The sequence below is a fragment of the Enterobacter bugandensis genome (assembly GCF_900324475.1).
GTDB classification, from domain to species: Bacteria; Pseudomonadota; Gammaproteobacteria; order Enterobacterales; family Enterobacteriaceae; genus Enterobacter; species Enterobacter bugandensis.
Genome location: NZ_LT992502.1, coordinates 3535831 through 3559321 on the forward strand (window position 1 = coordinate 3535831; position 23491 = coordinate 3559321).

At 57.7% G+C, this 23491-nt stretch carries 21 protein-coding genes; 6 read left to right on the forward strand and 15 right to left on the reverse strand.

Annotated elements, in window-relative coordinates; all coding sequences use genetic code 11:
* Positions 1-5 precede the first annotated feature (5 nt).
* Both DG357_RS17025 and DG357_RS17030 read right to left on the reverse strand, forming a co-directional pair.
* Complete coding sequence (locus tag DG357_RS17025; RefSeq protein ID WP_028014078.1) at positions 6-998, reverse strand: nickel/cobalt transporter; 993 nt, start codon at positions 996-998, stop codon at positions 6-8.
* The gene (locus DG357_RS17030) at positions 989-1627 is read right to left on the reverse strand and encodes a DUF1007 family protein (protein WP_028014079.1); all 639 of its coding nucleotides are present in this window, start codon (positions 1625-1627) and stop codon (positions 989-991) included. Before DG357_RS17030 ends, DG357_RS17025 begins: the two co-directional genes overlap by 10 nt.
* Positions 1628-1752: 125 nt before the next feature.
* Here DG357_RS17030 and csiE point away from each other — a divergent pair, with 125 nt between their 5' ends.
* Positions 1753-3030, forward strand: a complete 1278-nt coding sequence (gene csiE / locus DG357_RS17035; RefSeq protein ID WP_045260175.1) for a stationary phase inducible protein CsiE — start codon at positions 1753-1755, stop codon at positions 3028-3030.
* Here the strand turns inward: csiE and DG357_RS17040 are convergent, their stop codons facing one another.
* A complete protein-coding gene (locus tag DG357_RS17040; RefSeq protein WP_048960048.1) occupies positions 3031-4170 on the reverse strand; it encodes a 3-phenylpropionate MFS transporter in 1140 nt (379 codons plus the stop codon). It lies immediately after the preceding gene.
* A 172-nt stretch (positions 4171-4342) separates the two neighbouring features.
* On the opposite strand from DG357_RS17040, the gene DG357_RS17045 reads away from it, so the two are divergent.
* The gene (locus DG357_RS17045; RefSeq protein WP_028014082.1) at positions 4343-4765 is read left to right on the forward strand and encodes a DoxX family protein; all 423 of its coding nucleotides are present in this window, start codon (positions 4343-4345) and stop codon (positions 4763-4765) included.
* Between the two features lie 54 nt (positions 4766-4819).
* On the opposite strand, the gene glyA is transcribed toward DG357_RS17045, so the two are convergent.
* A complete protein-coding gene (gene glyA, locus DG357_RS17050) occupies positions 4820-6073 on the reverse strand; it encodes a serine hydroxymethyltransferase (protein WP_025757663.1) in 1254 nt (417 codons plus the stop codon).
* A gap of 303 nt (positions 6074-6376) precedes the next feature.
* Here glyA and hmpA point away from each other — a divergent pair, with 303 nt between their 5' ends.
* On the forward strand, positions 6377-7567 hold the full coding sequence (gene hmpA, locus DG357_RS17060; protein WP_088204540.1) for an NO-inducible flavohemoprotein: 1191 nt from the start codon (positions 6377-6379) through the stop codon (positions 7565-7567).
* Positions 7568-7618: 51 nt separating this feature from the next.
* Here the strand turns inward: hmpA and glnB are convergent, their stop codons facing one another.
* The 5 genes from glnB to purL all read right to left on the reverse strand — a co-directional run bounded on the left by glnB (position 7619) and on the right by purL (position 15934).
* Positions 7619-7957: a nitrogen regulatory protein P-II gene (gene glnB, locus DG357_RS17065; RefSeq protein WP_003860685.1), complete on the reverse strand. Its 339-nt coding sequence runs from the start codon at positions 7955-7957 to the stop codon at positions 7619-7621.
* Positions 7958-8022: 65 nt separating this feature from the next.
* Complete coding sequence (gene glrR / locus DG357_RS17070; protein ID WP_028014084.1) at positions 8023-9360, reverse strand: two-component system response regulator GlrR; 1338 nt, start codon at positions 9358-9360, stop codon at positions 8023-8025.
* Complete coding sequence (gene qseG, locus DG357_RS17075) at positions 9347-10084, reverse strand: two-component system QseEF-associated lipoprotein QseG (protein ID WP_048957757.1); 738 nt, start codon at positions 10082-10084, stop codon at positions 9347-9349. Before qseG ends, glrR begins: the two co-directional genes overlap by 14 nt.
* Positions 10085-10088: 4 nt before the next feature.
* Positions 10089-11513 (reverse strand): two component system sensor histidine kinase QseE/GlrK, encoded by a 1425-nt coding sequence (qseE, locus tag DG357_RS17080; RefSeq protein WP_108780343.1) that lies wholly within the window; start codon positions 11511-11513, stop codon positions 10089-10091.
* Positions 11514-12046: 533 nt separating this feature from the next.
* On the reverse strand, positions 12047-15934 hold the full coding sequence (gene purL / locus DG357_RS17085; RefSeq protein ID WP_088204538.1) for a phosphoribosylformylglycinamidine synthase: 3888 nt from the start codon (positions 15932-15934) through the stop codon (positions 12047-12049).
* Positions 15935-16201: 267 nt separating this feature from the next.
* On the opposite strand from purL, the gene mltF reads away from it, so the two are divergent.
* Positions 16202-17752, forward strand: a complete 1551-nt coding sequence (gene mltF / locus DG357_RS17090) for a membrane-bound lytic murein transglycosylase MltF (RefSeq protein ID WP_028014088.1) — start codon at positions 16202-16204, stop codon at positions 17750-17752.
* Here mltF and tadA read toward each other — a convergent pair.
* The 4 genes from tadA to murQ are packed head-to-tail and all read right to left on the reverse strand — an operon-like array spanning position 17640 to position 21109.
* A complete protein-coding gene (gene tadA / locus DG357_RS17095; protein WP_048338854.1) occupies positions 17640-18179 on the reverse strand; it encodes a tRNA adenosine(34) deaminase TadA in 540 nt (179 codons plus the stop codon). The two genes, mltF and tadA, sit on opposite strands and share 113 nt — an antisense overlap.
* 24 nt (positions 18180-18203) lie before the next feature.
* Positions 18204-18839 (reverse strand): phosphatidylglycerophosphatase C, encoded by a 636-nt coding sequence (gene yfhb / locus DG357_RS17100; protein WP_028014089.1) that lies wholly within the window; start codon positions 18837-18839, stop codon positions 18204-18206.
* A 3-nt stretch (positions 18840-18842) separates the two neighbouring features.
* Positions 18843-20204 (reverse strand): PTS transporter subunit EIIC, encoded by a 1362-nt coding sequence (locus tag DG357_RS17105; protein WP_041908677.1) that lies wholly within the window; start codon positions 20202-20204, stop codon positions 18843-18845.
* Positions 20205-20215: 11 nt separating this feature from the next.
* Entirely contained in the window at positions 20216-21109 is an 894-nt protein-coding gene (gene murQ, locus DG357_RS17110) for an N-acetylmuramic acid 6-phosphate etherase (protein ID WP_047364180.1), read from the reverse strand.
* Between the two features lie 118 nt (positions 21110-21227).
* Here murQ and DG357_RS17115 point away from each other — a divergent pair, with 118 nt between their 5' ends.
* Positions 21228-22076 carry a MurR/RpiR family transcriptional regulator gene (locus tag DG357_RS17115; RefSeq protein WP_088204537.1) on the forward strand — a complete coding sequence of 283 codons (849 nt, stop codon included), beginning with the start codon at positions 21228-21230 and terminating at the stop codon, positions 22074-22076.
* A gap of 46 nt (positions 22077-22122) precedes the next feature.
* Positions 22123-22383, forward strand: a complete 261-nt coding sequence (locus DG357_RS17120; protein ID WP_028014093.1) for a YfhL family 4Fe-4S dicluster ferredoxin — start codon at positions 22123-22125, stop codon at positions 22381-22383.
* On the opposite strand, the gene acpS is transcribed toward DG357_RS17120, so the two are convergent.
* Together acpS and pdxJ are read right to left on the reverse strand one after the other, a co-directional pair.
* Positions 22380-22760 (reverse strand): holo-ACP synthase, encoded by a 381-nt coding sequence (gene acpS / locus DG357_RS17125; RefSeq protein WP_028014094.1) that lies wholly within the window; start codon positions 22758-22760, stop codon positions 22380-22382. The genes DG357_RS17120 and acpS overlap by 4 nt on opposite strands.
* Entirely contained in the window at positions 22760-23491 is a 732-nt protein-coding gene (gene pdxJ / locus DG357_RS17130) for a pyridoxine 5'-phosphate synthase (protein WP_041908673.1), read from the reverse strand. The genes acpS and pdxJ overlap by 1 nt, the downstream gene beginning before the upstream one ends.

Genomic DNA, 23491 nt, shown 5'->3' on the forward strand with positions numbered 1-23491 from the left:
TCTCCTCATCTCAGCCCTCTCCCCAAAGGGGAGAGGGTGCTAAACGGCGCCGCGCTCATCCACATCGTTACCGCCGCCACCAGCAGAATCACTCCCCCCGCCAGCGCGAGCGTTGTCCATCCTACCTGTCGCCACAGTACCGGCGTTTTATTGCCACTGAGTTTTACCGCAAGCTGACGGAAGCTGTGAACCAGCAACGCCAAAGACGAAATGGTGAGAGAGGTTCCTGCCGCCATTGCCAGCGCCGAGAGCATGCCCCAGCCGAACACGCCAATCACTTTACTGAACAGCAGCACCATGATTGCCCCCGAGCACGGGCGCATCCCCATAGAGAGAACTATCATCAGCCGCGCGCGCCAGTCGTCACCGCTCTGTAATTGTTCCTGCGTCGGCAGATGCTGATGCCCGCAGCCGCAGTGCTCATCATGAACGTGGTGCGGCGTAAAGGTTTTGAATTTGGGCTTTTGCAGCAGCGCGCGCAGCTTTTTCAGCGCCCGCCAGCAGAGGATCAGCCCCAGCACGCCGACCAGCGCATAGCTGCCCTTCTCCAGCCAGAAGCTGCTCAGGTGCAGCTGGCGCGCGGGAAGCTGTAATAGCGAAAGCACAACCACCACCAGCGCAATCGCCACGCCCCCCTGAAGCAGCGAAGAGGCCAGCGTCAGGCCAATGCTTGATTTCAGCTTCGACGGATGGGTGGCAAGCCAGGTGGTGATGACGATTTTGCCGTGCCCCGGCCCCAGCGCGTGCAGCACGCCATAGATAAAGCTGAACGCCAGCAGGGAACCGCCCGCTTTGGTCGGGTTCTCCGCCACCGCTTTCAGCAGCCCGCTCATCTGCTGGTTGACCTCACGCTGCCAGATGATGCTTTTCATCATCACCTGCGGCCAGGCTTGCCACAGCCAGAGCGAACCGCAAACGGCGAGCAGTAGAAAAAGCGCCAGCGGCCAGAGGTGCAGCCAGCGGCGCGGCTTTCGTACCGGAGAGGAGATCACTGACATTGTAACGTTACCTTCTGCGCAAACTGTTTACCCAGTTCCATGTCCTCCGGTGGGGCATCCTCTTTATCAAGAGAGACAGCAAAATTCAGCGTCTCTTCGCTGGGCTTCGGGGTGTGAACCGTAATGTTGCAGGTTTTTTGCAACGACGCAGGAAGCTGCACGTCGCTGTCCTCGGCGTAGCTCATATCGACGTAGTACGTTGGGTCAAAGGTGGAAAACGTATAGGTTTGTCCTGCCAGCGGCTGCGGATGCGCCAGTGGGAGCACGAACGTCAGCACTGCCTGATGTCCGTCGCGGGACATGCCGTATTCTGTCGGGCGATTGAGGAACTTCACCTTTTGTCCGTTATGCCAAAACTCGGTGAAGTAGTGCTGCCCGAGCACGTTAGCCATCACTTCTGCCGCCAGCTTTTTCCAGATTTCGTCGCCGGGCTTCGCGTTACCCGCATCATAAAGCAGATCCGCCGAGGTGATTTCATCCATCGTCCAGCGCATTTTCAGGCCGCTCAGCTGCGTGCCGTCGGTGACCAGCTCGGTTTTCAGGCTGATAAAACTGTGAGGATGTGCGCTGGCGGTAAAGGTGATAACCGCCAAAAATAACGCCATCGCATTTTGTTTAACTGTCTGCATCAATTCCTCACGTCAAAAATTCTGTGATGTTCCCCAGCAATCCTGAGTGAAAGGCCTGCCGGCGCGCTTTTCAGCGCCCATCCTTTAGCTATTCTTATCAAACATTCACACTGGATACCCGACAGATGATGACGACGCTTGAAATTCCATCTGTGCTTTCCAGTTCGCAGCGCCGCTGCCAGGTGCTTTTGATGCTTTACCTGCCCGATGCTGCCGTCACCGCACAGAGCATAATCGCTGCCAACGGCGTGGACGAGGTCATGGCACGGCAAGATATAGCCGAGACGCGCGATGAAATCCAGCGCTATCACCGGCTGGATATCGTCACGCACCATGACGGCAGCTACCGAATTGAAGGCACTGCCCTGAATCAGCGTTTATGTCTGCTGCACTGGCTGCGCAGGGCGCTCCGCCTTTGTCCGCAGTTTGTCTCGCACCAGTTTACCCCAGCCTTAAAAACCGCGCTTAAACAGCACGGCATCGCGCGGCCGCTTTACGACGATGCTAACCTGCGGGCGCTGATCGGCTTCTGCTCACGCAAGCTGCAGCGTCAGTTTGAATGCCGGGACGTCCAGTTCTTACAGCTCTACTTGCAATACTGCCTCATCCAGCACCACTTAGGGAATACGCCGCAGTTTTCCCACGCGCAGCGCAGCTGGACCCAGTCGCGGGGAGAGTATTTTACGGCGCAGGAAATTGTTCGTCACTGGAAGCGGCGCGTGCCGCAGGGCGCGCACGTGGATGAGCAGCTGTTTCTGGCGCTGCTGTTTATGATGCTCCGCACGCCCGATCCAGTGCTCGATAAACACCAGCAGGATCAGCGCCTGCGCCGCGCCATTGTGCGCATGGTGGCCCGTTTCCGCTCGCAGACCGGGATGAACTTCAGCGATGAGCAGGGGCTGACCGATCAGCTGTATATCCATCTGGCTCAGGCGCTGGACCGCTCGCTGTTTGAGATCGGTATCGACAATAGCCTGCCCGAGGAAATTCACCGTCTCTATCCCCGGCTGTTACGCACCACGAAAGAGGCACTCTTTGAGCTGGAAGCCGAATTTGGGCTGCGGTTCTCCGATGAAGAGATGGCACTGGTAGCGGTTATTTTCGGCGCCTGGCTGATGCAGGAGACCGATCTGCATGAAAAACAGGTAGTGCTGCTGACCGGGGAGGACAAATCCTGTGAGGAGGTGATTGAACAGCAGCTGCGCGAATTAACCCTGCTGCCGCTCAACATTCGCTATCTGACGCTGCAGGCGTTCCAGAAAGAGGGGGCACCGCGCGAAGCCGCGCTGGTTATCACCCCCTATCCTACCGTGCTGCCGCTGTTCTCGCCGCCGCTGATCCACGCGGTTGAATCACTTAACACGCAGCAGCAGGAACATATTCGCGCCATGCTGGAATCGTAGCTACGCCCGTGCGGCCACTTTCGGTCGAACAAACATCGCCGGAAGCGCCACCAGCGCCATGACCCAGAACACGCCGTGTCCCAGATGCTGATACAGAAAGCCCGCAAAGACCGTCATCACCGCAATGCTGCCGCCCATCGCCACCGCAGAGTAGACCGCCTGCAGACGGATCACGTCTCCGCCCTCGCGCGCCGCGATATAGCGCATCGCCGCCAGGTGGCACACGGTGAAGGTGCCGCAGTGAAGGATCTGCGCCACAATCAGCCACGGCAGTTCGGTCGTCCAGCCCATAATCCCCCAGCGCGCCACGCCGCAGACCGCGGAAAGCAGCAGCAGATCGCGCGCGCCGAAGCGGCGGAACAGCTTTTTGCTCAGGGCGAAAATAATGACTTCTGCCACCACCCCCAGCGACCACAGGTAACCGACAGCAGAGGCCGAGTAACCCGCCCCCTGCCAGTAGATGGCGCTGAAGCCATAGTACGCCGCATGCGCCCCCTGAAGCAGACAGACGCACGCCAGAAAACGCCAGCTCTGGGCCACCAGGCTCCGCCAGGCGGGCCAGCCGGCGCTCTCCTGATGGCGACTCTCCCCTTGCGGCATCACCGACGGGCGCAGCAGCATGCCCAGCAGCATCGAGGCAATACCGATACTCAGCAGCGCCAGAATCGCGCGGTAGTCGTAAAGGCTGACCAGTTTCCCCACCAACGCCGAGCCGATCACGAAGGCAATCGATCCCCAGAGGCGCACGCGACCATAGTCCATGGTGATCTGCTTTTGCCAGGTGTTCGCCAGCGCATCCGTCAGGGGTACCAGCGGGGAGAAGAACAGATTAAAGCCAACCATCACTACCATCAGCCAGGCAAACTGGTGGCTGACCCAGAAGCAAGCCGCAAAGACCAGCGTCAGCAGGGCCAGAATGCGCACCGCTTTAATCAGTAAGGAGGGATCGCTGACGCGGGGGGCAATCAGCAGGCTTCCGAGGAAACGCGCCACCAGCCCCGCGCCCAGCAGGATGCCAATGGTTTCTGGCGTCAAACCAATTCCCTTGAGCCAGACGCTCCAGAAAGGCAGAAAAATACCGTAGCTAAAGAAGTAGGTGAAGTAGCTGAGCGCCAGCCAGCGCGTGGAATGCAAGACCATGAATCCCTCCCGAAATGGAGGCGATAGTCTGGCGTTTATCCTGCACTTTAGCAAGTCGTTAGCGCGCTATAAATTAACGATAAATTAACGTCCTGGACAGCCGGTCGGCGTATGGCGTGAGCGGCAAAATTGTATTACGTTTAAAAGACATCGCCTGAAGAGGTCGTTTGCCATGAACAGCTTACGTTATTTCGATTTCGGCTCCTCACGCTCCTTCCTGCTATTGATTGCCCGTATTGCCATCGTTGTCCTGTTTATTATTTTTGGCTATCCCAAGCTGACGGGGTTTAGCGGCACCGTTCAGTATATGACGTCGCTCGGTGCCCCCATGCCGATGCTTGCGGCCATTATCGCCGTAGTAATGGAGGTTCCCGCCGCGATCCTGATCGTGCTCGGCTTTTTCACCCGCCCCCTCGCGGTGCTCTTTGTCTTCTATACGCTGGGCACGGCGATTATCGGTCACCACTACTGGGATATGACCGGAGATGCAGTTGTGCCGAATATGATTAATTTCTACAAGAACGTCAGTATTGCTGGCGCGTTTATTTTGCTGGCGATTGTGGGACCGGGGGCCATTTCCCTGGACCGGCGTTAAGCCATAAAAAAAGGCCGCAAGCGCGGCCTTTTTTATTTCTGCAAAGCAGAGGAATTATGCGTATACCGGGAAGCGTGCGCAGATATCCAGAACTTTACCTTTGACGCGCTCGATAACCGCTTCGTCATTGATGTTGTCCAGAACGTCACACATCCAGCCAGCCAGCTCTTTCACTTCCGCTTCTTTAAAGCCACGACGCGTCACGGCCGGAGAACCGATACGGATACCGGAGGTCACGAACGGGCTCTTCGGATCGTTTGGCACGCTGTTTTTGTTCACGGTGATGTTGGCGCGGCCCAGGGCAGCGTCAGCTTCTTTACCGGTCAGGTTCTTATCAACCAGGTCCAGCAGGAACAGGTGGTTTTCAGTCCCGCCGGATACCACTTTGTAGCCACGGTTCAGGAACACTTCCACCATCGCTTTGGCGTTCTTAGCAACTTGCTGCTGATACACCTTGAACTCTGGTTCCATCGCTTCTTTCAGCGCGACCGCTTTTGCGGCGATAACGTGCATCAGCGGGCCGCCCTGCGCGCTTGGGAACACGGCAGAGTTCAGTTTTTTGTACAGCTCTTCGTCACCGCCTTTCGCCAGGATCAGGCCACCGCGTGGACCCGCCAGGGTTTTGTGAGTAGTGGTGGTCACAACGTGAGCGTGAGGAACCGGGTTCGGGTAAACGCCTGCGGCGATAAGGCCCGCAACGTGCGCCATGTCAACGAACAGGTACGCGCCGATGCTGTCTGCGATTTCACGCATTTTTGCCCAGTCAACGATACCGGAGTAAGCAGAGAAGCCACCGATGATCATCTTCGGCTTGTGCTCTTTAGCCTGCTTCGCCATGTCTTCGTAGTCAATTTTACCGGACTCATCAATACCGTAAGGAATGATGTTGTACAGTTTGCCGGAGAAGTTAACCGGGGAGCCGTGAGTCAGGTGGCCGCCTTGCGCCAGGTTCATACCCAGAACGGTATCGCCCGGCTGCAGCAGCGCGGTGTAAACAGCGAAGTTAGCCTGAGAACCGGAGTGCGGCTGAACGTTCGCGTAGTCAGCGCCGAAGAGTGCTTTCGCACGGTCGATAGCCAGCTGCTCAACGATATCAACGTACTCGCAACCGCCGTAGTAGCGCTTGCCCGGGTAACCTTCAGCGTATTTGTTGGTCAGCTGAGAGCCCTGCGCCTGCATCACGCGCGGGCTGGTGTAGTTTTCGGAGGCGATCAGTTCGATGTGCTCTTCCTGACGTACTTTTTCCTGCTCCATAGCCTGCCACAGTTCGGCATCATAATCGGCAATGTTCATTTCACGCTTTAACATCCGCATCTCCTGACTCAGCTAACAAGTAAATTTTGGCCTGAAAAGGCAGTCCTGTTGGACGACGGGCAACAGTATAACTGAATAGTTCTGTGATAACAGGTCTTGACAAACGATTTTACGCAAACGTTTTCCTTCACGCCACGCAAGGGTTTGAGGAATAAAGATCTCACTATTTCCAGCGGATTTCTTTTCAGGTTTGTGATGCGTATTTTTCATCTTGCAAAGAACCATTTACAAAGCATGGGTATTTTTTATAAGATGCATTTAAAATACATCATTAGGTAATATCAGAAGGAAGCTGCCATGCTCGACGCTCAAACCATCGCTACCGTTAAAGCCACCATTCCCCTGCTGGTGGAAACCGGCCCTAAACTTACCGCCCATTTCTACGATCGCATGTTCACGCACAATCCGGAGCTCAAAGAGATTTTCAATATGAGCAACCAGCGTAACGGCGATCAGCGTGAAGCGCTTTTCAACGCCATCGCGGCCTACGCCAGCAATATCGAAAACCTGGCGGCGTTGCTGCCTGCGGTGGAAAAAATCGCGCAGAAGCACACCAGCTTCCAGATCCAACCCGAGCAGTACAACATCGTCGGCACTCACCTGCTGGCAACGCTGGACGAAATGTTCAGCCCGGGCCAGGAGGTGCTGGACGCCTGGGGTAAAGCCTACGGCGTGCTGGCAAACGTGTTTATCAACCGTGAAGCGCAGATCTACAGCGAAAACGCCAGCAAGAACGGCGGCTGGGAAGGAACGCGCGCCTTCCGTATCGTCGAGAAAACGCCGCGCAGCGCGCTTATCACCAGTTTTGAATTTGAGCCGGTTGACGGCCAGCCGGTGGCCGATTACCAGCCGGGCCAATATCTGGGCGTATGGCTGAAGCCTGAAGGCTTCCCGCACCAGGAGATCCGCCAGTACTCTCTGACCCGCAAACCAAACGGCAAAGGCTACCGCATTGCGGTGAAGCGCGAGGACGACGGTCAGGTATCCAACTGGCTGCATAACGAAGCGAGCGTGGGCGACGTGGTCCATCTGGCCGCGCCGGCGGGCGACTTCTTTATGGCCATTGAAACCAATACCCCGGTCACGCTGATCTCCGCGGGCGTGGGCCAAACGCCAATGCTGGCAATGCTAGATACGCTGGCGAAAGCAAACCACAGCGCGCAGGTTAACTGGTTCCACGCTGCGGAGAACGGCGACGTGCACGCCTTTGCGGATGAAGTGAAAGCGCTGGGAGCGACCCTGCCGCGTTTCACCGCGCATACCTGGTATCGCCTGCCGACGGAGGCAGACCGCACTGCCGCACGCTTTGACAGCGAAGGACTGATGAATTTAAGCCAGATGGAAGGGGCGTTTAGCGCGCCGGAAATGCAGTTCTACGTCTGTGGACCCGTGGCGTTTATGCAGTATGCCGCGAAGCAGCTGGTTGAACTGGGCGTGAATAAAGACAACATTCATTACGAATGTTTCGGGCCGCATAAGGTGCTGTAACGCAAAAAGCCCCTCGTTCGAGGGGCTTTTTTTTCGCTGGGTGGCGAATGGTTAAATCGCGGCGTCGTCTTCTTCGCCGGTACGGATACGGATCACGCGCGCCACGTCAAAGACGAAGATTTTGCCGTCGCCAATTTTGCCCGTCTGCGCCGTGCGGATAATGGTATCCACGCAGGTATCGACGATATCGTCGCTGACCACGATTTCAATTTTCACTTTCGGCAGAAAGTCGACCATGTACTCTGCGCCACGATAAAGCTCGGTGTGGCCCTTCTGACGACCAAAACCTTTCACTTCCGTCACGGTCATTCCGGTGATGCCTACTTCCGCCAGCGCTTCACGTACATCATCCAGTTTGAAAGGTTTAATAATCGCATCAATCTTTTTCATGGTGGGTCCTTAAACTCTTGCCTGTAAGCTGCCTCGTAATCGATTGCTCACAGTACCATACGGTATTACTCTTTAAAATCGTTTGCTTCCAGCTCGTGGCGTGAGAGCAGCTTATAGAACTCGGTGCGGTTGCGTCCGGCCATCCGCGCCGCGTGGGTCACGTTGCCTTTGGTTATCTGCAGCAGCTTGCGCAGATAGTTCAGCTCGAACTGGTTACGCGCTTCCGCAAACGTCGGCAAGGCCGTGTTCTCCCCTTCCAGCGCCTGTTCCACCAGCGCATCGCTGATAACGGGCGAGGACGTCAGCGCCACACACTGCTCAATCACGTTCACCAGCTGGCGCACGTTACCCGGCCAGCTGGCGGCCATCAGCCGTTTCATCGCATCAGTCGAAAAGGCGCGCACGAACGGTTTATGCCGATCTGCCGCCTGGCGCAGGAGGTGATTCGCCAGCAGCGGAATATCTTCCGCACGCTCCGCCAGCGCCGGGATCTTCAGGTTCACCACGTTCAGACGGTAGTAGAGATCTTCACGGAACTCGTTGCGGGCCATCACTTTGGGCAAGTCGCGGTGGGTAGCGGAAATGATTCGCACGTTAATATCAATATCGCGGTTGCTACCCAACGGGCGCACTTTGCGCTCCTGAAGTACGCGCAACAGTTTGACCTGCAGCGGCGCAGGCATGTCGCCAATTTCGTCGAGGAACAGCGTGCCGCCTTCCGCGGCCTGGAAGAGCCCTTCCCGGCTGCTTACCGCGCCGGTAAATGCGCCGCGGGCATGGCCAAAAAGTTCAGACTCAAGAAGCTGCTCTGGGAGGGCACCGCAGTTAATGGCGATAAAAGCATTTTTACTGCGCGGGCTGGCGTTGTGGATCGCCTGCGCCAGGATCTCTTTCCCGGTTCCGCTCTGGCCGTTAATCAACACGCTGACGTCTGACTGTGCGACCATTCGCGCCTGCTCAAGCAGACGCAGCATTATCGGGCTGCGGGTGACGATAGATTCACGCCATGCGTCGTCTCCGGAGGGCGCGGCGTGCTCCAGCGCGCTGTCGATAGCTTTGTAGAGCGCGTCTTTATCTACCGGCTTGGTGAGGAAGCTGAACACGCCCTGCTGGGTTGCGGCGACGGCATCCGGGATTGACCCGTGCGCCGTCAGGATAATGACCGGCATGCCAGGCTGCTGCTTCTGGATTTCGGCGAACAGCTGCATGCCATCCATTTCGTCCATCCGCAGGTCGCTGATCACCAGGTCAATCTTTTCGCGGCTGAGGACTTTAAGCCCCTCCTGCCCGCTTTCCGCGGTCACCACGGTGTAGCCTTCACTCACCAGACGCATCCCCAGCAGCTTTAACAGGCCGGGATCGTCATCCACCAGTAAGAGATGGGCTGGTTTACGGCTCGTCATGCTTCACATCCTCTTGTTTCGGCATATCGCTGTCCGGTGTAGCAGATGAACTACCCGGCTGATATTTACGCGACGAGAGCTGTCTTTCGATATCGGTCAGGTTTTCCAGCTTTCGCGTCGTGGTATCCAGCTGAGTACGTAAATGCTGTTGCTGTTGGCGCAGCGTATCCAGCTCGCTGTCGGTTGACTGCTGTAGCTTGCTGTAGCGGGAGCGCTCTTCAGACAGCTGCAGCTGTAACGTCTGCCCATCCCGCCAGAGCTGGTATACCGGGCGCACCTGTGCGGGAAGATTGATCACAAACGTATCCAAGCGGGTCACGTTGGCCCGACGTTCAACGGGGGTAATTTTCGCATCGGCCAGTAAAATCCCACGCTTGAAAGCGTCCTGCCAGGTGTCTTCATCCAGCATCGCCGCCTTCATGCGGGCGTCTACCGGCGCAAGCCGCTGGGCGCAATCTATTCCGCGCAGCCAGAACAGCGGATTATTTTCGACATCATGCCCTGACAGATTCCAGATATCCTCACAGCGGGTAGAGAGGAAATCCGCCAGCTGGTTATCGGGCCATTTGTCTTCCTGTTTACCGCTTATCGCACTTTGCGGCGCATGGGAAACGCACCCCGCCAGAACTAAACAGGGCAGACTCAGGCGACCCGCTTTGCTGGAAAACACCGCGCGTATGGCGCGGAAAAAGACGTGTGACATACTCACCAGATATAGATTCATTTTATTAATTTTTCCGGCTCAGGGGCAGTTCAATACGGAAGCAAACATCTGAACGTTCGTCCGTGGCAATGTTTAGCTCACCCTGCATGCGTCGTATGCAGTCCCGGGCAATGCTTAATCCCAGACCGCTTCCTTTTACCGCGCCTTTCCGCTGATGACTCCCCTGGAAAAAGGGTTCGAAGATCATGGTTTTTTCGTCATCGGGGATCGGGGTGCCGGTGTTTGCGACGTCAATAAACACCCGGGAGCCCTTCGTATAACTTCGGATATAAATGTTACCGGATTCAGTACCATAGTGCACCGCATTGGAGTAAAGATTATCCAGAACGCTCATTAATAGCATGGGTTCAGCCAGGCAGGTCAGCGCATTCAGCTCCACCCCGGTATGCATCATTTTAGCTCTTGCCGGCAAGCTATGGGCGGAGATCACCATATCCACCAGTGGCTCAATCTCCACCTCTTCCAGTACCACCGTCCCGTCAGCCAGCTTGCGGTTATAATCCAGAAGCTGCTCGATCAGCTTTTGCAGGTTGCGGCTGCTGGCGTCCAGAATTTCGACAATCTCTTTCTGCTCCGGCGTAAGCGGCCCTGCCACCTCGTCCGCCAGCAGCTCCGTTCCTTCACGCATGCTGGCCAGCGGGGTTTTCAGCTCATGGGAAATATGGCGCAGGAACTGATGACGCTGGGATTCCAGCCACGCCAGGCGCTCGGATAGCCAGATAATGCGCTGACCGACGGATCGCAGCTCGCGCGGGCCTTTAAAGGCAACCGTATCCCCGAGCGATTTCCCCTCCCCCAGGCGGTTGATCATACGCTGAATACCCTTCACCGGGCCGATGATCATGCGGGTAAAGAGCAGCACCAGCCCGAGGCTCACGAGGAACAGCACCAGCGCCTGCCAGCCGAAGAACTGGCCGCGCTCGGCAATCTCCTGCTGCAGCTGCTGGCCGCGAGAGAAAATGACCGTGCGCGTTGACTGCACCATTTCGGTATTGGCGGTGGCGAATGCCTCAAGGCGTGCGGCGGCAGCCGCATCCGGGCCGCTGTTCTGGCACTGCAGCTGCGCGAGATCGTTCAGATCCTGACGTAACGCCTGATACAGCCTGTCGTCCGGCAGCACGCCCGCGTGGGCATCCAGCATTTCGCTGTAGCGCTTGCGCTGGCTCTGGTACACCTTCTCCAGCGTCCGATCGTCGAGCACGCAGTACTGACGATAGCTACGCTCCATCTCCAGCGCGGCGTTGGTCATCGCTTCACTGCGTCTGGCATCGATAAGCGTAGTGCGGTTCGTCAGCGCCGCCTGGGCACTCAGCGCGTTGAGGCTCTGCCATGCCTGCCAGGCGAGGATCAGCAGCGGCAGCAAGATCAGCAGAAAGGCCATCATCACGAGCTGTCGCAAGGAGCGGGGAAAAACGGGCCATCGTTTCAACGCATTACTCTCTTCATGGGGGTTTACGGAGAGCGTAACTGAGTCTGCCCTTCAGATACAACAAAGCCGGGTAAAAACCCGGCTTTGTTATGGAATAAGGCGGTGCCTAACTCGACGTTTCGCCCTGGCCTGATAAAGCATCGCTATGATCAGTAGTTGGACGGCAGGCACCTTTTTGTGCGTCATTCGAAGTTTATGTAGCACGTCCCGAAGGGGCTGACATAAGAAGGTGAATGAGCCACTGGTTAATATTATGCAACACCCATGCCAGAATGCAAAACAAAATATTAACACATTGAAATATCTATCTTTTATCCGTTTAATCTATTTGTTGTGCGCTGAATGATTTTCAGGCTAAGTGTCGCTATTAAGCAACACCTTAACGGGAACCTGTCCTGCCATATATAAATCAATGAGTTAAGTGTCTCCATTTGGAGACACCCCTATACCATCTTTGTCGCAATTTTGCGACACGCATAAAAAAACCCGGTGGCGCTACGCTCACCGGGTCTACAAAGTACCTGCTTTACATCTTAACCCAGCTGTTTACGCGCGTTGCGGAAGATACGCATCCACGGGCTGTCCTCGCCCCAGTTTTCCGGGTGCCAGGAGTTGCTCACGGTACGGAACACGCGTTCAGGGTGCGGCATCATGATGGTCGCGCGACCGCTTTCGCTGGTCACCGCCGTAATACCGTTGACGGAGCCGTTCGGGTTCGCCGGATAGGTTTCCGTGACCTTGCCGAAGTTATCGACAAAGCGCAGCGCCACCAGGCCTTTGCTCTCGAGCTGCGCCAGATGGGCCGCATCGCGCACTTCTACCTGACCTTCGCCGTGGGAAACGGCGATTGGCATCTGAGAGCCAACCATCCCCTGCAGCAGCAGAGACGGGCTCTGAGTCACTTCTACCAGACTGAAGCGCGCTTCGAAGCGGTCGGACTGGTTGCGCACAAAGCGTGGCCAGGCTTCGCTGCCCGGGATCAGCTCGCGCAGGTTAGACATCATCTGGCAGCCGTTGCACACGCCCAGCGCCAGGGTTTGCGGACGATGGAAGAAGGTCTCGAACTCGTCGCGCACGCGGCTGTTAAACAGAATGGACTTCGCCCAGCCTTCGCCTGCGCCCAGCACGTCGCCGTAGGAGAAACCGCCGCACGCCACCAGCGCATGGAAATCTTCCAGACCGGTACGCCCGGCCAGCAGGTCGCTCATGTGGACGTCGATAGCGTCAAAGCCCGCGCGGTGGAAGGCCGCAGCCATCTCAACGTGGGAGTTAACGCCCTGCTCGCGCAGCACGGCCACTTTCGGACGCGCGCCGGTCGCAATGTACGGCGCAGCGATATCTTCGTTGATGTCGAAGGAGAGCTTCACGTTCAGGCCGGGATCCTGGTCATTCGCTTTCGCGTTATGCTCCTGATCGGCGCATTCCGGGTTATCGCGCAGGCGCTGCATCTGCCAGGTGGTTTCTGCCCACCACATGCGCAGCGTGGTGCGGCTTTCGCTGAACACGGCGTGACCGTCGGCCTCAATGACGAAGCGGTCGCCCTGAACGGCTTTCCCCAGATAGTGGACGCAGTCTGCCAGACCGTGCTTCGCCAGAATCGCTTCCACCGCCTCGCGGTCTGCGGCGCGAACCTGAATCACCGCACCCAGCTCTTCGTTAAACAGCGCCGCCAGGCGGTCTTCGCCAAGCGTTGCAATGTTCGCTTCCACGCCGCAGTGGCCGGTGAAGGCCATCTCTGCCAGGGTCACCAGCAGACCGCCGTCGGAACGGTCGTGGTAGGCCAGCAGCTTGCGCTGTGCCACCAGCGCCTGAATTGCGTCGTAGAAGCCTTTTAGCTGCGCCACGTCGCGCACGTCGGCTGGCTTGTCGCCAAGTTGACGGTAAACCTGCGCCAGTGCGGTGGCGCCCAGCGCGTTGTGGCCCTTACCCAGGTCAATCAACAGCAGGGCGTTATCTTCGGTCGCCAGCTGCGGCGTAACGGTATGGCGTACGTCTTCTACACGGGCAAACGCGGTGATCACCAGCGACAGCGGAGACGTCATCTCGCGCTGCTCGTTACCCTCCTGCCAGCGGGTTTTCATCGACATGGAGTCTTTACCCACCGGAATGGTCAGGCCGAGGGCTGGGCACAGCTCCTCACCCACCGCTTTCACGGCTTCATACAGGCCAGCGTCTTCACCAGGGTGACCGGCTGCCGCCATCCAGTTCGCGGAAAGTTTGATACGTTTGATGCCGCCAATCTGCGTCGCCGCGATGTTGGTCAGCGCTTCACCAACCGCCAGTCGTGCAGAGGCGGCGAAGTCCAGCAGCGCCACCGGGGTGCGTTCGCCCAGCGCCATCGCTTCGCCGTAGTAGCTGTCGAGGCTCGCGGTGGTCACGGCGCAGTTCGCCACCGGGATCTGCCACGGGCCAACCATCTGATCGCGCGACACCATACCGGTCACGGTACGATCGCCGATGGTCACCAGGAAGGTTTTCTCAGCAACAGCAGGCAGGTGCAGCACGCGATTAACGGCTTCTGCCACGGTGATGCCCTGGCGATCCAGCGCTTTGCCCGCTGCTTTACGGGTTGTTACGTCGCGGGTCATCTTCGGCGTTTTACCGAGCAGCACGTCCAGCGGCAGATCGATAGGCTGGTTGTCGAAATGGGTGTCGCTCAGAGTCAGGTGCTGCTCTTCGGTCGCTTCACCGATGACGGCATACGGCGCGCGTTCGCGGCGGCACAGCTCGTCAAACAGCGGCAGCTGGTCGGCCGCAACCGCCAGCACGTAGCGCTCCTGGGATTCGTTACACCAGATTTCGAGCGGGCTCATGCCCGGCTCATCGCTCAGGATATCGCGCAGGTTGAAACGGCCACCGCGACCACCGTCGCTCACCAGCTCCGGCATGGCGTTGGACAGGCCGCCCGCGCCCACGTCGTGGATGAACAGAATCGGGTTAGCATCGCCCAGCTGCCAGCAGCGGTCGATCACTTCCTGGCAGCGACGCTCCATCTCAGGGTTGTCACGCTGCACGGACGCGAAGTCGAGATCCGCATCAGACTGGCCGGAGGCCATAGAGGAGGCCGCGCCGCCGCCCAGACCGATGTTCATCGCCGGGCCGCCCAGCACGATCAGCTTCGCGCCGACGACGATCTCGCCTTTCTGCACGTGATCGGCACGGATGTTGCCGATCCCGCCTGCCAGCATGATCGGTTTGTGGTAGCCGCGCAGCTCTTCGCCGTTGTGGCTGTCCACCTTCTCTTCGTAGGTACGGAAGTAACCGTTCAGCGCCGGACGTCCAAATTCGTTGTTAAACGCCGCGCCGCCCAGCGGACCTTCGGTCATGATATCCAGCGCGGTCACGATGCGCTCTGGCTTGCCGAAATCTTCTTCCCACGGCTGTTCAAAGCCAGGGATGCGCAGGTTGGAGACGGAGAAACCGACCAGACCCGCTTTTGGTTTCGCCCCACGACCGGTCGCCCCTTCGTCACGGATTTCGCCGCCGGAGCCGGTCGCCGCACCCGGCCACGGAGAAATGGCCGTCGGGTGGTTGTGGGTTTCCACTTTCATCAGAATATGCGCAGGCTCCTGATGGAAGTCATAGCGCCCTGCTTCGCGATCGGCGAAGAAGCGGCCCACCTCGGAACCTTCCATCACCGCGGCGTTGTCTTTATAGGCAGACAGCACGTGGTCAGGGGTTTGTTCCATGGTGTTTTTGATCATTTTGAACAGCGACTTCGGCTGCTGTTCGCCGTCGATGATCCAGTCGGCGTTGAAAATCTTATGGCGGCAGTGCTCAGAGTTGGCCTGCGCGAACATGTAGAGTTCGATGTCGTTCGGGTTGCGGTTGAGCTGAACGAACGCGTCCTGCAGGTAGTCAATTTCGTCTTCTGCCAGCGCCAGGCCGAGACGCAGGTTGGCGTCAATCAGCGCCTGGCGGCCCTGCCCCAGCAGGTCCACGCTCTGTACCGGCGCAGGCTGATGATGGGAGAAAAGCTTCTGTGCGTCATCAAGAGAGGCAAACACGCTCTCCATCATGCGGTCGTGCAATTCAGCCGCAACCGCCTGCCACTGCGCGTCGCTCAGGGTAGAGGCTTCGACGTAGTACGCTACGCCGCGCTCCAGACGGTTAATCTGGCTCAGGCCGCAGTTGTGGGCAATGTCGGTGGCTTTGGAAGACCAGGGGGAGATGGTGCCCGGACGCGGTGTCGCAAGGATCAGTTTGCCGGTTGGCGTATGGCTGCTCAGATTTGGGCCATACTTGAGCAGGCGTTCCAGCTGTACGCGCTCCTCTGCATTCAGGGGGGCATTCAGGTCAGCAAAATGGACATACTCAGCGTAAATATTGCTTACCGGAAGGTCGGCCGCCTGAAAACGTGCCAGCAGTTTGGTAATACGGAAGGCAGACAGTGCAGGCGAACCACGCAGAATTTCCATCATAAGTCTCTCGTCTTCGAAGCGCCGGGGCGCTTACAGTGTGCGCAAGGGGGGAAAACGGGCGTCATTATAGAGAATCCTGAGCGCCGACGAAACCGTTTGCGTCGAAATAAAATCGACTTCAGCGTTTAACAATAGATGTGACCTGTCTCTCTAATTGGTTGCCAAGTGGCGCAAGTTTACGCAAAATGCCGCTCATTCAATGACAAACCTTATGATTAACATGGCTACAGCAGACTGAGGCAACCGGCGTCGCAGAGAATTAACTAATTGAAAAAATTAAAGATTAATTATCTGCTCATCGGCATTGTAACGTTGCTGCTGGCAGTGGCCCTCTGGCCTTCCATCCCCTGGTTCGGCAAAGCCGAAAATCGTATCGCCGCCATTCAGGAGCGGGGGGAACTGCGCGTCAGTACCCTTAACTCTCCGCTGATTTACAGCGACATCAACGGCAAAATTATTGGTCTGGATTATGAGCTGGCGCAGCAGTTTGCCGATTATCTGGGCGTGAAGCTTAAAATTACCGTCCGCCAGAACATCAACCAGCTGTTTGACGACCTGGACAACAACAACGCCGATATCCTCGCTGCCGGGCTGGTCTATAACAGCGAGCGCAGCAAGAACTACCAGCCGGGCCCGACCTACTACTCCGTTTCCCAGCAGCTGGTTTATCGCGTCGGGAGCCTGCGCCCGCGTACGCTTGCCTCGATCAACGCGCAACAGCTGACGATTGCTCCCGGCCACGTAGTGATTGACGACCTGCGTGAGTTAAAGGAGAAAAAATACCCGGATCTGAGCTGGACGGTTGACCCTAAACTCGGCACGACGGAGCTGCTGGAGCAGGTCAAAGATCAGAAACTGCCCTACACCATCGCCGATTCGGTGGCGATCAGCCTGTTCCAGCGGGTGCATCCTGAAATCGCCGTGGCGCTGGACGTGACGGACGAACAGCCGGTGACCTGGTTTACCCATCTGGACGATGACCAGACCCTCTCGGCGGCCATGCTGGATTTTTATAACACCATCAATGAAGACGGCACGCTGGCGCGACTTGAGGAGAAGTACCTCGGCCACGGGGATGACTTTGACTACGTTGACACCCGCAGCTTCCTGCGCGCGGTTGACAGCGTCCTGCCTGACCTGCAGCCGCTTTTCGAAAAATATGCCCAGGAGATTGACTGGAAACTGCTGGCGGCTATCTCGTACCAGGAGTCCCACTGGGACACCCAGGCCACGTCGCCAACGGGCGTACGCGGACTGATGATGTTAACCAAAAATACCGCGCTGAGCCTGGGCGTTAACGACCGTACCGATGCGGAACAGAGCATCAGCGGCGGGGCGCGCTACCTGCAGGATATGATGGCTAAAGTCCCGGAAACCGTGCCGGAAGAGGAACGGATCTGGTTTGCGCTGGCGGCCTACAACATGGGCTACGCGCACATGCTTGACGCGCGGGCTCTGACGGCGAAAACGAAGGGAAACCCGGACAGCTGGTCAGACGTAAAACAGCGCCTGCCGCTGCTGAGCCAGAAGCCATGGTACAACAAGCTGACGTATGGCTACGCGCGCGGACATGAAGCCTACGCCTACGTGGAAAATATACGTAAGTATCAGATTAGCCTGGTCGGCTATCTGCTGGAGAAAGAGAAAGAGGCAACAGAGGCAAAACAGCTGGCGGAAAGTTATCCGGTTGTAGCGCCGGACGAGCTTAATCATCCGACAACTTCAATTCTGCCTTTTGTTGCTTTTTCTGCTGACGGCGCATTCGAAAGAAATCGCTTAATAGCCCCGAACACTCTGGTGCAAGTACCCCACCGATAGTCTGCACCTGATGATTCATTCCTGGATGACCCAGCACGTCCATCAGTGAACCGGCCGCACCGGTTTTTTCATCTCGCGCTCCAAACACCAGGGTACCGATTCGGCTGTGCACCATCGCCCCGGAGCACATCACGCAGGGTTCAAGGGTGACGTACAGAGTGGTATCGAGCAGACGATAGTTTTGCAGCACCAGCCCGCCCTGACGAAGCGCCATAATTTCGGCGTGCGCTGTAGGATCGTGGCGGCCAATAGGACGGTTCCACCCTTCCCCAATCACCCGGTTGTTATGAACCAGCACCGCGCCCACGGGCACTTCACCCTCGTCCCAGGCCCGTTGAGCCAGCGCCAGCGCGTGGCGCATCCAGTATTCATGATTGTGTTCTGAGGTGGACAAGGGCTGATACTCCAGTCTAAAAGCGGGCGGCATTATACACAGCCCTTATAGATAAGACTATTCGAGTTGCTGAAGTTCACCGAGGGGAGTAACGCGCCAGCGGTGCTGGCAAAAATAGAGCAGCGGGTTGTCCTGCTTGCTGTCGCTGTAGCCGCTGTAAAGGCGCAGCGGCGTGCCGATGCGTTTTTCCAGCTGGACCACTTTTTCATGCCCCAGACAGCGCATCGTCAGGACCCAGCCGCCGTAGCCGCGGGAAATTTGCGTGGCGATAAGGTTTACGCGCGGCAGCCAGGGGGTATCAAAGTAGACCTGCTCCACCAGCGTCTGCGGGGAGCCGGTAATCAGCCAGATATCGGCATCGTTGGCGTCAAGATAGCTGGTCAGACGCGCCTGCACCACGGGAAACGCGGCAACGTGGCCGCGGAACCAGAGAGCGAACTCCTTTTCGAGCTGTTTGAGCCGCGCTTCGCTGTGGCCAAACGTACATCCCCACAGCAGCAGGCTCATCGGCCAGCGCGCCGCCCGGCCTTTTACCAGCAGCGCGATGCCAATGAGGGGTAAGAGCGGTAAGACGAGCAGCGCGTTCAGAGGCTGACGCCGCAGCAGGTAGCGCATAAACGTACCAAACATATCCTGCTGATGCAGCGTTCCATCCAGATCGAAAAAGACAACGCGACGCTCGTGATTGGCCAAACCTTACTCCTCTGGGTCGTTGAATCCTAACAGCCAGGTAAACAGGAACCCGGCGATCACCGCTACTAAATAGCCTAACAGATAGAGCATGACTTTTCCGGTCACGATGGTTAATGCCAGCGGTAAACCGGAGAGACCAAAGGTGATAACGGTGGCGACTTTCCAGTAGCTGATGAGAGCCCCGCCTACCGCGCCCCCCAGACAGGCCGCAAGGAACGGTTTACCCAGCGGCAGCGTGACGCCGAATATCAGCGGCTCGCCAATGCCGAGCAGCCCGACCGGCAGCGCCCCTTTAATCACTTTTTTCAGGCGCGCGTTGCGGGTTTTCATCAGGACGGCAATCGCTGCCCCCACCTGCCCGACGCCCGCCATCGAGAGAATAGGCAGCAGCGCGTTATAACCGTGCGCCTGCACCAGCTCGACGTGGATCGGCACCAGCCCCTGATGCAGGCCGGTCAGCACCAGCGGCAGGAAGGTACCTGACAGCACCGCCCCCACCAGCAGGCCGCCGCGGTCGATAGCCAGAGACGCGCCGTGGGCGATGGCATCAGAGATCCACCCGCCTAGTGGCTGAAGAACCACAATCGCGACGCTACCGGTAATTAACGTGGTCAGCAGCGGGTTGAGGATCAGCTCAATCGAGCCAGGCAGAACCGCGCGTAGCTTTTTCTCGATCCAGCACATAAGAATAACCACCAGCAGCACGGCAATCACCCCGCCGCGACCAGGCTGGAGCGCCTCGCCAAACAGCGTGATTTGCGCCAGCTGCGGGCTGGACAAGATCCCTGCCATTACGCCGCCCATGGCCAGCGAGCCGCCAAACACCTTCGCGGTATTGACCCCGACCAGGATGTTCATAATGGCAAACACCGCGCTGCCGAAGATCCCGAGAATGCCCAGCAGGTTCGGATACTGCGTGGCAAAATCCCCGACGATATCTGGCCGCTTAAGGATGTTGATGATCCCGGTGATCAAGCCGGAAGCTATAAACGCCGGGATCAACGGGATAAAGACGTTTGCCAGCTGTCGCAGCGCATCGCTCATGGGAGCTTTGTATTTGGCCTTCGCCTGCGCTTTGGTGCGTTCAGCGTCGTCAACCGTCACGCTTGCACCGCCGACCATCAGCGCGCGCATGGCATCGACAACCTGCGCCGCCTTGCCCGGCCCGACGATCAGCTGGTGTTGCTGCCCCTGTTTCACGTAGCCACTGACGCCGGACAGCTTCTTCAGGCCCGGCACGTCAAGCTGATCGTCGTTATGCACCTCGACGCGCACGCGCGTCATGCAGTTTTCCAGACGCTGAATATTTTTCTCCCCGCCTATCCCCTGCAGGATATCGCTGGCGAGCGCTGCTGTTTTGTCCATAAACGCCTCTGCTAGTTTTCTAAAGCCGCCCGTAAGAAGCCGTTGTGCGCGTCGAGTTTGGCTCGCGCAGCCGCCGCGTCCAGCCCGCTTAAGATCATTAAAATGGCCGGTTTAACGTCGTGATCGGTCTGCCTGAGCACCGCTTCTGCCTCTTCACGGCCCGCGCCTGTCGCCTCCATCACCATGCGGCAGGCTCTGTCCACCAGCTTGACGTTGGTGGCCTGCATATCGACCATCAGGTTCTGGTAGACCTTGCCGAACTTCACCATCGCACCGGTGGAGATCATATTGAGCACCAGCTTTTGCGCGGTCCCGGATTTCAGGCGCGTGGAGCCGGTGAGCGCTTCCGGCCCAACGACCGGAGAGATGGCGATAGCGGCCACCTGCGCAATCGGCGAGCCGGGGTTGCAGGAGATGGCGACCGTCGTGCAGCCGGTCCGGTTGGCGTATTCCAGGCCGCCAATGACGTACGGCGTGCGCCCGGATGCCGCCAGGCCGACCACCAGATCGTTCGCCGTCAGGTTCAGATCCTTCAGGTCATCCTCACCCAGCTGTTTGTTGTCCTCCGCCCCTTCAACGGCCTTCAGCAGCGCGCCGGGACCACCAGCAATCAGGCCAACCACCAGGCCGTGCGGAACGCCAAAGGTGGGCGGACATTCCGAGGCATCAAGCACCCCGAGACGCCCGCTGGTACCGGCCCCCATATAGATAATGCGACCACCGGCCTTAAGAGCTTCCGCCGCCGCATCGACCGCTTTCGCCACCTCTGGCAATGTCTCTTTCACTGCCTGCGCGACCAGCGTATCCTGTTGATTAAAGCGGTTAACCAGCTCCAGGGTGGAGAGCGCATCCAGATCCATGGTTTGCGGGTTACGCGTTTCAGAAACAAGTGAGCCAAGATTCATTTTTTGTACCTCAAGAATTTTTAATTCATAATAATCACACTATAATGGAATATAAAATTCATTCAGGCGAGCAGAATTCGTTTTTGCGCAGACAATCACATTTCCGCCGGGAGTACTCATGAACTGTTTAATTCGCATTCGCCAGCGCTACGCCGGCTTTGCTCAAAGCGACAAAAAGCTGGCGGATTTTCTGCTTTCTCAGCCCGATCGCGCCCGCCACCTCAGCTCACAGCAGCTGGCAAGCGAAGCTGGAGTGAGTCAGTCAAGCGTGGTGAAATTTGCCCAGAAGATCGGGTTTAAGGGTTTTCCCGCTCTTAAGCTGGCAATCAGCGAAGCGTTGGTGAGTAACCCGAATCCGCAGTCCATGCCGGTGCATAACCAGATCCGCGGCGATGACCCGATGCGTCTGGTTGGGGAAAAGCTGATCAAGGAGAACGTGACGGCCATGCACGCCACGCTGGACGTGAATACCGAAGAGAAATTACTGGAAAGCGTGGCGATGCTGCGGGCGGCGCGGCGAATTATTTTGACCGGTATTGGCGCGTCCGGTCTGGTGGCGCGTAATTTTGGCTGGAAGCTGACTAAAATCGGTTTTAACGCCATCGTCGAGCAGGATATGCACGCCCTGCTGGCGACCGTGCAGGCGATGGATCCTGACGATCTGCTGCTGGCCATCTCCTACTCCGGCGAGCGCCGCGAGATCAACATGGCGACCGACGAAGCCCTGCGCGTCGGCGGCAAAATTCTGGCGATCACCGGCTTTACGCCAAATGCGCTGCAGCAGCGGGCAACGCGCTGTTTGTATACCATTGCCGAAGAGCAGGCCACGCGCAGCGCGGCAATTTCGTCCACCAGCGCACAAATGATGCTGACGGACCTGCTGTTTATGGCGCTGGTACAGCAGGATCTGGAGCGCGCGCCTGAGCGCATTCGTCACAGCGAAGAACTGGTAAAGAAACTGGTTTGACGCGTATAATGCCCGCCCAGTTTGTGTTGTTTCTGAGAATTTCCTGATGGCGCTGTTAATTACCAAAAAATGCATCAATTGCGATATGTGCGAACCCGAATGCCCGAATCAGGCGATTTCGATGGGCGACAGCATTTACGAGATTAACAGCGACCGCTGCACGGAATGCGTCGGCCACTATGAGACGCCGACCTGTCAGAAGGTGTGCCCGATCCCCAACACTATTCTGAAGGATCCGACACACGTCGAGAGCGAAGAGCAGCTGTGGGATAAATTTGTCCTGATGCACCACGCGGACAAAATTTAGCTTTCGATAATCACCGTCGCGCTGGCATAGTGACGTTCATCTGCGATCGTCACGTGCATATGATTCACCCCCAGCTTCTCCGCCAGCTTTTGCGCTTCACCCCACAGACGCAGGCGCGGTTTGCCCAGCTCATCATTAAAAACTTCGAACTGGTTAAATGCGAGGCCGTTACGAATGCCGGTCCCGAAGGCTTTGGCTGCCGCCTCTTTTACCGCAAAGCGCTTTGCCAGAAAACGCACCGGCTGCTGGTGCGCTTCCCAGATGGCCCATTCGTTATCGCTCAGCACGCGCCTTGCGAGGCGATCGCCGCTGCGGGCGATCACCGCTTCAATGCGGGCTATTTCGACGATATCGGTGCCTAAGCCCAGAATGGCCATTACTGACGCGCTTCCAGCATCAGGCGTTTCATCTCTGAAACCGCTTCTTTCAGGCCGCTCATCACCGCGCGGCCAATAATGGCGTGGCCGATGTTCAGCTCATGCATTTCCGGCAGAGCAGCAATGGCCTTCACGTTGTGGTAGGTCAGGCCGTGACCGGCATTAACTTTCAGTCCCAGGCTCGCGGCGTAGGTGGCCGCTTTGGCGATACGCTCCAGCTCTTTGGCCTGCTCGGCATCGTTTTTAGCATCGGCATAGCAGCCGGTGTGAATTTCGATATACGGCGCGCCCACGTCGGCTGCCGCTTTAATCTGCGCGAAATCGGCGTCGATAAACAGAGAAACCAGAATACCGGCATCCGCCAGGCGCTTGCAGGCATCGCGCATTTTGTCCTGCTGCCCCGCCACGTCCAGCCCGCCTTCGGTGGTCACTTCCTGGCGTTTTTCCGGCACCAGACAGCAGAAGTGCGGTTTGGTCTCGCAGGCAATGGTCAGCATCTCTTCGGTGACCGCCATCTCCAGATTCATACGGGTGTCCAGCGTCTGACGAAGAATGCGCACGTCGCGGTCGGTAATGTGGCGGCGGTCTTCACGCAGGTGAACGGTAATGCCGTCGGCACCAGCCTGTTCAGCGATAAACGCCGCCTGAACCGGATCGGGATACGCCGTGCCGCGCGCGTTACGCAGGGTGGCGATGTGGTCGATGTTGACGCCTAACAGTAATTCAGCCAT